Raw genomic sequence first — 13,753 nt, forward strand, 5'->3', positions numbered from 1 at the left:
AAATGAGGGAGAGACGTGGTACCCTTTATTCAATTTATACAAAAGCATAAGCTGATCGAACCCTCTTCAACCATCTTGGCAGGCGTATCAGGCGGTCCTGACTCGCTTAGTCTGCTGCACATGCTCCTCCGCATCCGTAAAGAATGGGAATTGAATCTTGTTGTTCTGCATGTAGACCACATGTTCAGGGGAAAAGAATCTGAAGAAGAGATGGAATTTGTCCGATCCTTTTGCAGGGAGCATGATGTACCTTTCGAAAGCTGCCAGGCAGATGCAGGAGCTTATGCCATATCCCATCAAATGAGTGCGCAGGAAGCAGCAAGAGCATGCCGCTATCAGTTTTTTGAAAAAATGATGAATCAATACCAGGCATCAGCCTTAGCGCTGGGCCACCACGGAGACGATCAGGTTGAAACCATATTAATGAGGCTGGTCCGCGGCGGCAAAGGTACGGCACTTGCCGGAATACAGCCCAAACGGGAGTTTGCCGGCGGATTCATTATACGGCCCCTTCTCGGCATGACTCGGCAGGAAATCCTGGATTATTGCGAGAAGGAAAGATTGGCCCCCCGATTTGATCCGAGCAATGAAAAAGACACTTATACACGAAACAGGTTCCGAAAGAGGATCCTCCCTTTTCTGAAAGAAGAAAACCCTCAAGTGCATGAAAAGTTCCAGGCATTCAGCGAAAACTTAACAGAAGACGAGCGGTATTTGCAGGAATTAACGGAGCATGAGATGAATACAGTATGGAGAAGAGGAGACGGTTTTGCAGAGCTTGAAATCGATCTGCTGAAAAGGTTGCCTTTACCTTTACAAAGAAGAGGGATTCAACTAATATTAAACTATCTTTACAAAAGTGTTCCGTCTTCATTATCATCCATACATACAGAAAGCGTTCTATCTTTGCTTTCCCAATCTCACCCTTCCGGATCTCTCCATCTTCCAAATGGTTTAAAGGCCGTTAAATCCTATAACCTCTGCATGTTTACTTTTGAACAAGCAGAACCGGAACCGTACCACCTGGAATTGCCAATTCCGGGCGAGGCTATGCTTCCCTCAGGAGGCCGTATAGAAGCGAAGCTGATTACTGAGAGTCCAGGTGCTGACAGGGGAAAGAACAGCCTTCTTATAAAGCGGGACAAAGTCCTGCTGCCGCTTTCAGTCCGTTCCAGGAAAAATGGGGACAAACTGAAACTCAAAGGCATGAATGGCACAAAAAAAGTCAAAGATATATTTATTGACAAGAAGATCGCAATTGAAGCCAGGAATCAGTGGCCGGTTCTTGAAGACGCAAATGGAACGATTTTGTGGCTGCCGGGTCTGACGAAATCAGCCTGGGAGGAAAATGATTGGTCTGAGGGCGAATTCATTTTTTTACAATATCATCAACAAGGATCTTCTAGGGGGCAAAACACACATGATGAAACAGGATATTGAAAAAATCTTGGTTACAGAAGAAGAAATACAGGCAAAAGTTAAAGAATTGGGAACACTGTTAACTGAAGAGTACAAAGAAACCTTTCCTTTAGCTATTGGAGTATTAAAAGGTGCACTGCCTTTTATGACAGATCTTCTTAAGCACATCGATACATATTTGGAAATGGATTTTATGGATGTTTCAAGCTACGGTTCATCAACTGTATCCTCAGGGGAAGTAAAGATCTTAAAGGATCTGAACACTTCTGTCGAAGGCCGTGACATCCTTATCATAGAAGATATTATCGACAGTGGTTTAACATTAAGCTATCTTGTGGAATTATTCAGGTATCGGAAAGCCAAGTCCATCAAAATTGTCACTCTTTTGGATAAGCCGAGCGGAAGAAAAGCGGACATCCAGGCTGACTATGTTGGATTTGAAGTGCCGGATGCCTTTGTTGTAGGATACGGGCTCGATTATATTGAGCGCTACCGTAATCTTCCTTACGTCGGCGTTTTGAAACCCCGCGTTTATCAAAACACCAACTGAGGATTAAGGCCTGAATAAATGGCGCCATATTGTTTGTATTGGCATGATTTTCTATGATACTATTTAAACTAATTGTGTCTACTGTGGAGGAGGTAAGGAATGAAACGGATCTTCCGAAATACGATCTTTTATTTACTCATATTTTTGGTTGTGATCGGAATCGTTAGTACCTTTAACGGTCAAAATCCGAAAACAGAACCATTGACTTACACCAATTTCGTTTCGAAATTAGAAGCGGGAGACGTTAAGCAAATAACGGCAAAACCCGTGCGCGGTGTTTTTGAAGTAAAAGGACAGCTTAAAGGCGCTAAGAAAGACGAGTACTTTTTGACTCATGTTCCAAGCGAGTCAATTGATAAGATTACAGCAGCTGCAAAATCAAGCCAGACGGAATTTCAGCCTGCTGAAGAGACAAGCGGATGGGTGACTTTTTTCACCTCCATTATTCCATTTGTTATCATCTTCATTCTTTTCTTCTTCCTGCTTAACCAGGCTCAGGGCGGCGGAAGCCGTGTCATGAACTTCGGCAAAAGCAAAGCGAAGCTGTACAGCGAAGAAAAGAAAAAGGTTAAATTTAAAGATGTGGCAGGAGCAGATGAAGAAAAGCAGGAGCTTGTGGAGGTCGTTGATTTCCTTAAAGATCCACGTAAATTCTCTGAACTCGGTGCAAGAATTCCTAAAGGTGTTCTCCTTGTGGGACCTCCGGGTACAGGTAAAACGCTTCTTGCACGTGCAGTAGCGGGAGAAGCCGGAGTGCCGTTTTTCTCCATAAGCGGTTCAGACTTCGTTGAAATGTTCGTTGGGGTCGGTGCATCACGTGTACGTGACCTGTTCGAAAATGCGAAAAAGAACGCACCATGTATTATCTTTATTGATGAAATTGATGCAGTTGGACGCCAGCGCGGAGCCGGTCTTGGCGGAGGCCATGATGAGCGCGAGCAAACGCTGAACCAATTGCTTGTAGAAATGGATGGTTTCAGTGCCAATGAAGGAATTATCATTGTCGCCGCTACCAACCGTGCTGATATTCTTGACCCGGCACTTCTTCGTCCGGGACGTTTTGACCGCCAGATTACAGTAGACCGTCCGGATGTAAAAGGACGCGAAGCGGTGCTGAAGGTTCATTCCCGCAATAAGCCTCTTGACAACTCTGTTGATTTGAAAGCTATTGCTATGAGAACACCAGGCTTCTCCGGAGCAGATCTTGAGAACCTGCTTAACGAGGCGGCACTTGTTGCTGCACGTACAAACAAGAAGAAAATCGACATGCTCGACATTGATGAAGCGACTGACCGGGTAATCGCAGGACCTGCGAAGAAAAGCCGTGTTATTTCTGAAAAAGAACGCAACATTGTCGCATACCATGAAGGCGGACATACCATTATCGGACATGTGCTTGATGAGGCTGAAATGGTACATAAAGTAACCATCGTCCCCCGCGGCCAGGCAGGCGGTTATGCCGTTATGCTTCCTAAGGAAGACCGTTACTTTATGACAAAACCAGAGCTTCTTGATAAAATTACCGGCCTTCTTGGAGGACGCGTGGCAGAGGAAATCGTATTCGGCGAAGTCAGCACAGGTGCTTCAAATGACTTCCAAAGAGCGACTGGCATCGCCCGCCGTATGGTTACAGAATTCGGTATGTCTGATAAGCTTGGACCGCTTCAGTTTGGCCAGTCCCAAGGACAAGTGTTCTTAGGCCGCGATATTAACAATGAGCCAAACTATAGTGATGCCATCGCTCATGAAATCGATATAGAGATTCAAAACTTTATTAAAGTGAGTTATGAGCGTGCAAAAACCATTCTTACAGAAAACCGAGATAAGCTTGAGCTTGTAGCGAAAACACTTCTCGAAGTAGAAACGCTTGATGCCAAGCAAATTGATCATCTGATGAAACACGGCAAGCTTCCAGATCGGATCGAGGATCTTGAAGATACAAGTGATGCTTCAGATGTAAAAATTAACATTCAGAGAAAGACAGAAGAACCATCTCCATTAGATGAACCTGGACGTCCGGACCTGAAAAAAGACTGAATCCATTAATAAGACCGCATTCTTCCGGGAATGCGGTCTTTTGTATGAAACGAGCGAAGAGAATGGAGCACGTTGCCGTCTTGTTTTACATGTTTTATGATATGATGGTGGCGGAATGTTTTACAAAGACTTAGAGAAACTATATAGAGTGGTGAAAATCGTTGATTTTAGTATTGGATGTCGGGAATACAAATACAGTTATTGGTGTATATGAAAAAGAAGAGCTGAACTATCATTGGCGGATTGAAACAAGCCGTAATAAAACAGAAGATGAGTTTGGCATGCTGTTCACATCGCTTTTTGAGCATGTTGGAATTTCCTTTAAGGATTTTGAGGGAATCATCATTTCTTCTGTAGTTCCTCCTATCATGTTCTCACTTGAACGTATGTGCAAAAAGTACTTTGATATCAAACCCCAGGTTGTCGGACCGGGCATCAAAACCGGTTTGAATATTAAATATGAAAACCCGAGAGAAGTAGGGGCAGACCGGATTGTAAATGCGGTAGCGGGAATCCACCTCTACGGAAGTCCGCTGATCATCGTTGATTTCGGTACAGCTACTACTTATTGCTATATAAACGAGGATAAACAATATATGGGCGGAGCAATTGCGCCGGGAGTAAATATCTCAACGGAAGCGCTATATTCGAGAGCAGCCAAGCTTCCGAGGATTGAAATTGCAAGGCCTGAAACGATCATTGGCAAAAATACAGTGAGTGCGATGCAATCCGGTATTTTATTTGGCTATGTCGGCCAAGTCGAAGGAATTGTCAGAAGAATGAAGGAGGAAACCGGCCAGAATCCAAAGGTCATCGGTACTGGCGGTTTAGCAGGTCTAATTGCGAATGAATCCAATACGATTGATATCGTGGATCCTTTCTTAACCTTAAAAGGGCTGCAGCTTATTTACGACAGAAATCAATAATTCACATACAGGAGCAGGATCCTGAAGGGAGCATATAGTTCATGGATTACTTAGTAAAGGCATTGGCATATGATGGACAAGTCCGCGCATATGCCGTTAAATCAACCGATACCGTCGCAGAGGGCCAGAGAAGACATCAAACGTGGCCAACCGCTTCAGCTGCGCTGGGCAGAACACTTACAGCTGGCATCATGCTTGGAACGATGCTGAAAGGCAATGATAAACTAACAATCAAAGTGGAAGGGAACGGTCCGCTTGGTCCGATTCTTGTTGATGCGAATGCTAAAGGGGAAGTAAGAGGGTATGTTACCCACCCGCAGACTCACTTTGATTTGAATAAATTCGGTAAGCTTGACGTAGCCCGTGCTGTTGGTACAGAGGGAATGCTGACCGTTGTGAAGGATCTTGGCATGAGAGAGCACTTTACAGGACAGGTGCCGATTGTATCCGGAGAACTTGGCGAGGATTTCACGTATTATCTTGTTTCATCCGAACAGGTACCATCTTCTGTAGGAGTCGGTGTGCTTGTGAATCCGGATAATACAATTCTTGCATCTGGGGGATTTGTTGTTCAGCTCTTGCCGGGAGCAGAAGAAGAAACGATTACGAACATTGAAGAGCGGCTGACTGCGATGGAGCCGATTTCTAAGCTTATCGAAAAAGGATTGTCTCCAGAACAAATCCTGGATGTGGTCTTAGGAGAAGGAAATGTGAAGATCCTTGAAACCTTGCCCGTATCCTTTAAATGTCAATGTTCAAAAGAGCGATTTGGTTCAGCAATTATCAGTCTAGGCACGAAAGAGATCGATGAAATGATCGAGGAAGACGGCCAGGCGGAAGCTCAGTGCCATTTCTGCAACGAAATCTATATTTTTTCTAAAGAAGAGCTTGAAGAACTGAAAGCAGAATCTAAATAATACCGCAGCCAGGGAGTGGGGAAATGAATAAAAGAGCCCTGTGGTTCGTGATTATTGGACTTGCTCTATTGAATTTTGCAACTTTCTTATTTTTTATGTCAAAAGAATCAGCTCCGGATGAATCTTCAGAAACCGTTGCAAAAATTGGGAAAACAGAAGTAACGAGGGAAGAATGGCTTGCACAGCTTGAAAACCGGTTCGGAAAAGAAACCCTCGAACAAATGGTGAACAGCCGTGTTGTTGAAGAGCTTTCGAAGAAATATAACATCACCGTTAAGGATGAAACCATCGACCGTGAGCTTGATATGTTTAAGGCTTCCTCTAATGTAACGGAGAGTGAAGGCTTGGAAAATGAAAAGGAATGGCGGAAACAGATTCGCTACAGCATTTTGCTTGAGGAGCTGTTAACGAGAGATGTGAATGTTTCCGAAGCAGCAATGAAGACCTATTATAGCGAAAATAAAGCTCAGTATGCGTTCGATGATGCCTATCACCTTTCGCACATTGCGGTGAAAAGTGAGAAGCAGGCGGAAGATGTGATTAAAGAGCTGAAAGCAGGATCCAGTTTTCAAGCTCTTGCCGAGGAACATGCGTCTGCTTCGGAACAGCAGGGAGACCTTGGTTTCATTACTGAAGACCAGACATCCGTTCCCAAGGCTTACAGAAAAGCGGCTGCTTCCATGGGAGCCGGGGAATATAGCAAGCAGCCGGTAAAGACAGATAAGGGATACGCCGTTTTATTTTTGAATGAGAAAATAAACGGGCGGACCTATTCATACAATGAGGTAAAAGAGCAGATCCGCCGCCAGCTTGCGCTTGAGCAGATGGAAGGGGAGGTCTCGGTCAAACCTCTGTGGGAAGAAGCAAAAGCAGAATGGTTTTATGGGCAAAAAGATTGACAATTCCGAATTGTATTGGTAACTTTTAATAAAACCAATAAAAATACTCGGATTAGAGGTGCTTTCAATGCGTGTGGCAAATTCTATTCATGAACTGATTGGGGAAACCCCCATTGTAAAGTTGAATAAACTAGTTGAAGACGACTATGCAGATGTCTATTTAAAGCTTGAATTTATGAATCCCGGCAGCAGTGTAAAAGACCGTATTGCCCTTGCTATGATTGAAGCGGCAGAAAAGAACGGCAGTCTTAAGCCTGGCGACACGCTAATCGAGCCGACAAGCGGGAATACAGGAATCGGTCTTGCAATGGTTGCGGCGGCAAAAGGAATCAAAGCGATTCTTGTTATGCCGGATACGATGAGCATGGAGCGCAGAAACCTGCTGCGTGCTTATGGGGCTGAGCTTGTGCTGACGCCCGGAGCAGAAGGAATGGGCGGTGCGATCCGCAAGGCGGAAGAGCTGTCCAAGGAACATGGTTACTTCATGCCTCAGCAATTCAAAAACGAAGCGAACCCTGAGGTCCATCGTCTGACAACTGGTCCGGAAATTGTTCGTCAAATGGATCAGCTTGATGCGTTTATCGCAGGTATTGGGACAGGCGGAACCATCACGGGTGCCGGCGAAGTTTTAAAAGAGCATTTTCCAGGAATTAAGATTTATGCAGTGGAGCCGGCCGATTCTCCGGTCCTATCCGGAGGAAAGCCAGGACCTCATAAAATCCAGGGAATCGGAGCGGGATTTGTTCCTGACATCCTGAACACGGAGCTTTATGAAGAGATCATCCCTGTAAAAAATGAAGATGCTTTTGAATATGCACGCCTTGCTGCGAAACAAGAGGGTGTTCTAGGAGGGATTTCCTCCGGTGCAGCCATCTATGCAGCGCTGAAGGTTGCGAAAGAGCTGGGCAAAGGCAAAAAGGTTCTAGCGATCATTCCTAGTAATGGAGAACGTTACTTGAGCACACCGCTTTACCAATTTGAATAGAAAAATAAAAACAGTCCTCGGACTGTTTTTATTTTTGTCCCGAAGACTTGTATAAGATCATTGGTTCCTCAGCGGAACCTCATTCCCGCTTTTTAGCAGCAAAATTTCCATGTAGCAGAATTTAGCCGTCATCAAGTAAAATATCGTTATATGCCAAATAGGAGTGTGCCCCATGCCAAAAACGGTTTACTATCCTTTTTACAAAAAAATAAAACGAGTAAATGACTTTTTTCATACATATAAAAGCCTTTCAGCTGGTGAGAAGCATCACGCACTGCTTGAAAGCGGCAGAGGAGGCCGATACAGCATAGCCGGATTGTCTCCGCGCTCTGTCATTTCCGCGAAAGACCATGAAATCGTGCTCACAGAAGACGGTAAGCAGCAAACTTTCAAAGAGGAGGATGCGCTTGTCTGGCTTCAGGAGTGGATGGCTGGCGTTCATGTCGAAAGGAATCCGGAGCTTCCGGACTTTCAAAGCGGAGCGATTGGCTTCATCAGCTATGATGCGGTTCGGCATTTTGAGAAGCTCCAGGAAAAAGGAGAAGATGATCTCCAAACACCTGATTTTTTCTGGATGATTTTCCATGAGCTTGCGATATTGGATCATGAAGCTGACGAAGTGTACCTGATTGTGCTGGAGGACAGTTCGGTACCAGAGCAGGCGCGGCTGAAACTTGCTGAGCTTGAGGACAGGTGGCTTAACCCGCCTTCATACGGAGAACGGACACAGCCTACTCAGGCGGGGAGCGAGCCTAAGCTCCATTTCAGCCCTGATCAATTCAAGGAAGCCGTGATAAAGATAAAGGATTACATTGCGGCAGGGGATGTGTTCCAGGTCAATTTATCGACAAGACAAGCTGCAGCTCTTCATGACCATCCCATCCGGATATATGAAAAATTAAGAGAGATCAATCCGTCTCCGTATATGAGCTATCTGGAAACACCGGACTTTCAAATCGTGTCTGCCTCGCCTGAGCTGTTAGTTAAAAAAAGCGGGACGATTCTTAGTACAAGACCGATTGCCGGAACGAGATCGCGTGGAAAGGATGATGAAGAGGATGTAAAGCTTGCTGCCGAGCTCATTGATAACGAAAAGGAACGGGCAGAACATGTCATGCTGGTCGACCTGGAACGGAACGACCTCGGCCGGGTGTGCAAATATGGAACAGTCGAAGTTAATGAGTTCATGGCAATAGAGAGATACTCCCATGTGATGCACATTGTTTCTAATGTCCAAGGAGAATTAGCAAATGGAAAAAATTTTTCCGATATTATCCGGGCCGTATTCCCGGGCGGCACAATAACAGGCGCCCCAAAGGTTCGGACGATGGAAATCATTGAGGAGCTTGAACCGAAACGGCGCGGAATTTATACAGGATCTATCGGATGGATTGATTTTAATGGCGATTTGGAGTTGAATATAGTTATCAGAACTCTTTTTGCCCAAAATGGAATGGGTTATATTCAGGCAGGTGCCGGTATTGTGATTGACTCGAATCCAGACTATGAGTATAAAGAGTCTCTGAAAAAGGCGGCCGCTGTCTTAAAAGCGGCAGAGCAGAGTGAAGACCTGAGCGATTAAAAGGATGAGGTGAGCAGAGTGATTTTAATGATTGATAATTACGATTCATTTACGTACAACCTGGTACAGTATTTGGGAGAGCTTGGAGAAGAACTGCTGGTGAGGCGCAATGATGAAATCACCATTCAGGAAATTCGTGAGCTGAATCCGGAATTTTTAATGATATCCCCCGGACCATGCAGCCCGAATGAAGCAGGGATCAGCCTGGAAGCCATTCGTGAATTTGCAGGCGAAATTCCTATTTTTGGAGTATGCCTTGGCCATCAGTCGATCGCCCAGGTATTCGGCGGGGACGTTGTAAGAGCTGAACGGCTCATGCACGGAAAAGTATCCGAGATCCAGCACGATGGGCAAACGATTTTCAGCGGGATTGAAACACCATTTCTTGCGACAAGATATCATTCACTTATTGTGAAGAACGAAACCCTTCCGGACTGCTTTATCGTTTCCGCAAAAACAGAGCAGAATGAAATTATGGCCATCCGCCATAAAGAGCTTCCGATTGAAGGGGTGCAGTTCCATCCGGAGTCCATCATGACATCCGCAGGAAAAAAGCTGCTCGAAAATTTCATACAAACCTACAAGAAAGCGGAAGAGAGCATCTTGTAATGTTTATTTATCTTAATTCCAAAATGATAAGGGCCGAAGAGGCGAGCATCTCCCTCTTCGACCATGGATATATGTACGGCCTTGGGATCTTTGAGACATTCCGTGCCTACCAAGGCCATTCTTTTTTATTAAAAGACCATCTGGACCGGCTGCATGCCTCCCTGTCCGTGCTCGGAATCAAAGCATCTTTGACGGCCGGGCAGGTTCACGGAATGGTTGAGGAACTGCTCACTGCCAACCATATAAAAGATGGGAATGCAGCAGTGAGGCTGACGGTTTCAGCAGGTAATGGAGGCCCGGGATTTTCAGATCAGGTTTTTGATGAACCGGTCATCTCCTGTTTTTTAAGGCCGATTGCTGCCCCGGCTGACCAAAAACAGGGGCAAGTGCTCACATTAAGAAGGAATACGCCTGAAGGAACATTCAGGATGAAGTCGAGCCACTACATGAACAATTTTCTGGCCAAAAAAGAGCTGAACGGCAAGCCGGATACAGAGGGCATTTTTCTGACGAAAGAAGATAACGTATGCGAAGGCATTGTTTCCAATTTGTTCTGGGTGAAGAAAGGAACCGTCTTCACTCCGTCACCTGAAACGGGCGCATTGGATGGGGTTACCCGGAAATTCGTTCTTGCCTTATGTGAAAAAATGAATGTTCCATACAAAGAAGGCTTTTTTCCGCTGGATGATCTGCTTTCCTCGGAAGAAGCGTTCATGACCAACTCTGTGCAGGAATTGATTCCGTTCTCTAAAATTGATATCCAATCATTTGCAGGGAAGGATGGGGCGGTTATACAGAAACTACAAGAAGAGTATTCAAAATATCGCCATGCTCTTTGGTCACGAGATGAGCTGTAAAGGATGAGGTTTGATGGGGTTAACGACACTAGTGAAGCAGTCCGGGATGGATTGCCGCGGCTACACATTAAATTACAATGAAAAGACCCTGATCATGGGGATTTTAAATATTACACCCGATTCATTTTCCGACGGCGGGAAATATAATTCGCTTGATCAGGCAATTGTGCGTGCGAGAGCGCTTGTTGAGGACGGGGCAGACATCATTGATATAGGCGGGGAATCGACAAGACCCGGAGCAGAGTTTGTTCCTGAAGAGGTAGAGATGGAACGTGTGATTCCGGTTATTGAACGATTAGCTAAAGAAGTGGATGCACCTATTTCGGTAGACACCTACAAAGCGGCTGTGGCAAGAGAGGCACTCAAAGCGGGAGCTCACATTGTGAATGATATATGGGGGGCTAAGGCAGAGCCGGCCATTGCAGCGGCAGCGGCGGAATTTGACGCCCCCATCATTCTTATGCACAACAGAAAGGAACGCAATTACGAAAAGCTTATACCGGATATGATTACGGACTTAATGGAAAGTGTAGCCATTGCAGAGCTAGCCGGTGTTGAAAATAATAAAATCATTCTAGACCCGGGAATAGGCTTTGCCAAAACTTTCGGTGACAACATGGAAGTGATGGGAGCTTTAGAGGCCTTTACGAGCCTTGGGTATCCTGTACTTCTTGGAACATCAAGAAAAACGTTCATCGGAAAGATCTTGGACCTGCCTCCGGAGGAAAGAATGGAAGGAACCGGAGCCACTGTATGCCTTGGCATCCAAAAGGGCTGCGGCATTGTCCGGGTCCATGATGTAAAGGAAATAGCAAGGATGGCGAAAATGATGGATGCCATGATAGGGAAGGGGTGCCATGGCCATGGATAAGATCTATGTATCCGGAATGGAGTTTTACGGATATCATGGTGTGTATAAGGAAGAAAACAAGCTTGGCCAAAGATTCCGTGCCGATCTCACGATAGAGAAGGATCTGAAAAAAGCAGGGGAAACGGATAAGCTTGAACATACGGTGAATTACGCTGATCTTTATAAGATTTGCCAGCGAGTAATTGAAGGGGATCCGAAGAAGCTGGTGGAATCACTGGCCGAAAAAATCGCCTCAGAGATTCTGGCTGCATTTTCGGATATTCATTCTGTAACGATCAAACTGATTAAGCCTGACCCTCCTATACCCGGGCATTATGATCATGTGGCAGTGGAAATCACAAGAGGCAGATCATGAATGCAATGGTCTACCTTGCCCTCGGATCGAATATGGGGGACAGGGAATCGTATTTACTGGATGCCATAAAGCTCCTTAACGAAGAGCCGGAGATTGAGGTCACAAAGCTGTCGTCCATCTATGAAACAGATCCCGTCGGCTATACGGACCAGAACGCTTTTTTAAATATGGCGGTGGAAATTTCCACCACATACACCCCGTGTGAATTACTTGATAAAACTCAGCATATTGAACAATCCCTGGGAAGAACAAGGGAAATCAGGTGGGGCCCGCGGACTTTAGACCTTGACATTTTATTGTATAATCATGAAAATATTGAAACAGAGCGGTTAATTGTTCCGCACCCAAGATTGCCGGAACGTGCTTTTGTGTTAATACCTTTAAATGAAATCAATTCAAATGCTTTTATACCGGCGGTTAACAAGCCGGTTTCGGTCATCATAGAACAATTATCAGACAAAGAAGGGGTCAGACTATGGAAGCTGAGAAATGGGGAAGGCGGATTCGGGCCTACCGAAAGCTGAAGGGCTACACCCAGGAAAGTTTCGCGAAGGATCTTGGCATCTCGGTTTCAGTCCTTGGCGAAGTAGAGCGGGGCAACCGGATCCCAAGCCGTGATTTTGTGAAAGAAATGGCTGATACACTGAAGGTTCCAGTTGAGGAACTATCACCTGAAGAATAAAAGAATGAATGAAAGGAGGGAGAATGGATGTTCAAAATTGGCGACATTCAGATGAAGAACCGTGTCGTCCTTGCCCCTATGGCTGGAGTATGCAACGCGGCCTTCCGTCTAACCGTCAAAGAATTCGGTGCGGGCCTTGTTTGTGCGGAAATGGTCAGTGATAAGGCAATTTTATATAATAATGCAAGAACGATGGGCATGCTTTTCATTGATGAACGGGAAAAACCGCTCAGCCTGCAAATTTTCGGCGGTAAGAAAGATACATTAGTAGAAGCTGCGAAGTTTGTTGATAAAAACACAACAGCCGATATTATTGATATTAATATGGGATGCCCGGTACCAAAGATTACGAAATGCGACGCAGGAGCAAGGTGGCTGCTCGATCCGAACAAGATCTACGAAATGGTAGCCGCGGTTGTCGATGCCGTCGATAAGCCCGTTACGGTAAAAATGAGAATCGGCTGGGACAGCGATCATATCTTTGCTATCGAGAATGCGCAGGCTGTTGAACGTGCCGGCGGACAGGCTGTGGCCGTCCATGGGCGTACCCGTGTACAAATGTATGAAGGGCATGCGGACTGGGATATCATTAAACAGGTGAAAGAGTCGGTTCGTATCCCGGTTATCGGGAACGGAGACGTTGAAACACCGCAGGATGCAAAAAGAATGCTTGATACAACTGGAGTAGACGGTGTGATGATTGGCCGGGCTGCACTGGGAAATCCGTGGATGATTTACCGTACAGTTAATTACCTTGAAACAGGTGAATTGGCAGAAGAACCGTCTGCTAGAGAAAAAATGGCTGTTTGCAAGCTCCACCTTGACCGACTGATTGAGCTGAAGGGCGAACACGTAGCGGTGAGGGAAATGCGTAAGCACGCTGCATGGTACCTGAAAGGCATTAGAGGCAATGCTAAAGTCCGCAACGGCGTCAATGTGTGTGATACTAGACAGGATATGGTTACATTGCTGGACGAATTTACAGAAGAAATAGAAGCTAAACAGGAAAATAGCGCTGAAGCTGTATAAGGAATAAAGAGGCCGGCCTATAGCGGCCGCCCTTT

The 13,753-nt window shown here is 45.5% G+C and carries 15 protein-coding genes; all 15 read left to right on the forward strand.

Features of this window, described 5'->3' with window-relative positions:
* Window positions 1-15 precede the first annotated feature (15 nt).
* The 15 genes from tilS to dusB all read left to right on the forward strand — a co-directional run bounded on the left by tilS (window position 16) and on the right by dusB (window position 13,718).
* Window positions 16-1,440 (forward strand): tRNA lysidine(34) synthetase TilS, encoded by a 1,425-nt coding sequence (gene tilS, locus WCV65_RS00435; protein ID WP_338779288.1) that lies wholly within the window; start codon window positions 16-18, stop codon window positions 1,438-1,440.
* Entirely contained in the window at window positions 1,421-1,969 is a 549-nt protein-coding gene (gene hpt, locus WCV65_RS00440; protein ID WP_156505819.1) for a hypoxanthine phosphoribosyltransferase, read from the forward strand. Before tilS ends, hpt begins: the two co-directional genes overlap by 20 nt.
* 99 nt (window positions 1,970-2,068) lie before the next feature.
* Window positions 2,069-4,006, forward strand: coding sequence for an ATP-dependent zinc metalloprotease FtsH (ftsH, locus tag WCV65_RS00445; RefSeq protein WP_035412498.1), 1,938 nt, complete (start codon window positions 2,069-2,071; stop codon window positions 4,004-4,006).
* Between the two features lie 161 nt (window positions 4,007-4,167).
* Entirely contained in the window at window positions 4,168-4,932 is a 765-nt protein-coding gene (locus tag WCV65_RS00450) for a type III pantothenate kinase (protein WP_035412495.1), read from the forward strand.
* 41 nt (window positions 4,933-4,973) lie between these two features.
* A complete protein-coding gene (hslO, locus tag WCV65_RS00455) occupies window positions 4,974-5,849 on the forward strand; it encodes an Hsp33 family molecular chaperone HslO (RefSeq protein WP_338779290.1) in 876 nt (291 codons plus the stop codon).
* A gap of 23 nt (window positions 5,850-5,872) precedes the next feature.
* A complete protein-coding gene (locus WCV65_RS00460; protein WP_338779291.1) occupies window positions 5,873-6,748 on the forward strand; it encodes a peptidyl-prolyl cis-trans isomerase in 876 nt (291 codons plus the stop codon).
* Window positions 6,749-6,815: 67 nt separating this feature from the next.
* Entirely contained in the window at window positions 6,816-7,733 is a 918-nt protein-coding gene (gene cysK / locus WCV65_RS00465; RefSeq protein ID WP_338779293.1) for a cysteine synthase A, read from the forward strand.
* A 172-nt stretch (window positions 7,734-7,905) separates the two neighbouring features.
* Window positions 7,906-9,315: an anthranilate synthase component I family protein gene (locus WCV65_RS00470; RefSeq protein WP_338779295.1), complete on the forward strand. Its 1,410-nt coding sequence runs from the start codon at window positions 7,906-7,908 to the stop codon at window positions 9,313-9,315.
* Window positions 9,316-9,333: 18 nt separating this feature from the next.
* The gene (pabA, locus tag WCV65_RS00475; protein ID WP_338779297.1) at window positions 9,334-9,924 is read left to right on the forward strand and encodes an aminodeoxychorismate/anthranilate synthase component II; all 591 of its coding nucleotides are present in this window, start codon (window positions 9,334-9,336) and stop codon (window positions 9,922-9,924) included.
* A complete protein-coding gene (gene pabC / locus WCV65_RS00480) occupies window positions 9,924-10,781 on the forward strand; it encodes an aminodeoxychorismate lyase (protein WP_338779299.1) in 858 nt (285 codons plus the stop codon). Before pabA ends, pabC begins: the two co-directional genes overlap by 1 nt.
* A gap of 13 nt (window positions 10,782-10,794) precedes the next feature.
* Entirely contained in the window at window positions 10,795-11,652 is an 858-nt protein-coding gene (gene folP, locus WCV65_RS00485) for a dihydropteroate synthase (protein WP_338779301.1), read from the forward strand.
* On the forward strand, window positions 11,645-12,007 hold the full coding sequence (folB, locus tag WCV65_RS00490; protein WP_035412474.1) for a dihydroneopterin aldolase: 363 nt from the start codon (window positions 11,645-11,647) through the stop codon (window positions 12,005-12,007). Before folP ends, folB begins: the two co-directional genes overlap by 8 nt.
* On the forward strand, window positions 12,004-12,531 hold the full coding sequence (gene folK / locus WCV65_RS00495; RefSeq protein ID WP_338779305.1) for a 2-amino-4-hydroxy-6-hydroxymethyldihydropteridine diphosphokinase: 528 nt from the start codon (window positions 12,004-12,006) through the stop codon (window positions 12,529-12,531). The genes folB and folK overlap by 4 nt, the downstream gene beginning before the upstream one ends.
* The gene (locus WCV65_RS00500) at window positions 12,483-12,689 is read left to right on the forward strand and encodes a helix-turn-helix transcriptional regulator (protein WP_035412468.1); all 207 of its coding nucleotides are present in this window, start codon (window positions 12,483-12,485) and stop codon (window positions 12,687-12,689) included. Before folK ends, WCV65_RS00500 begins: the two co-directional genes overlap by 49 nt.
* A 27-nt stretch (window positions 12,690-12,716) precedes the next feature.
* Window positions 12,717-13,718, forward strand: a complete 1,002-nt coding sequence (dusB, locus tag WCV65_RS00505; protein ID WP_035412465.1) for a tRNA dihydrouridine synthase DusB — start codon at window positions 12,717-12,719, stop codon at window positions 13,716-13,718.
* Window positions 13,719-13,753 lie beyond the last annotated feature (35 nt).

Origin of the sequence: Metabacillus sp. FJAT-52054 (assembly GCF_037201815.1) — a bacterium.
Classification (GTDB): domain Bacteria; phylum Bacillota; class Bacilli; order Bacillales; family Bacillaceae; genus Metabacillus_B; species Metabacillus_B sediminis.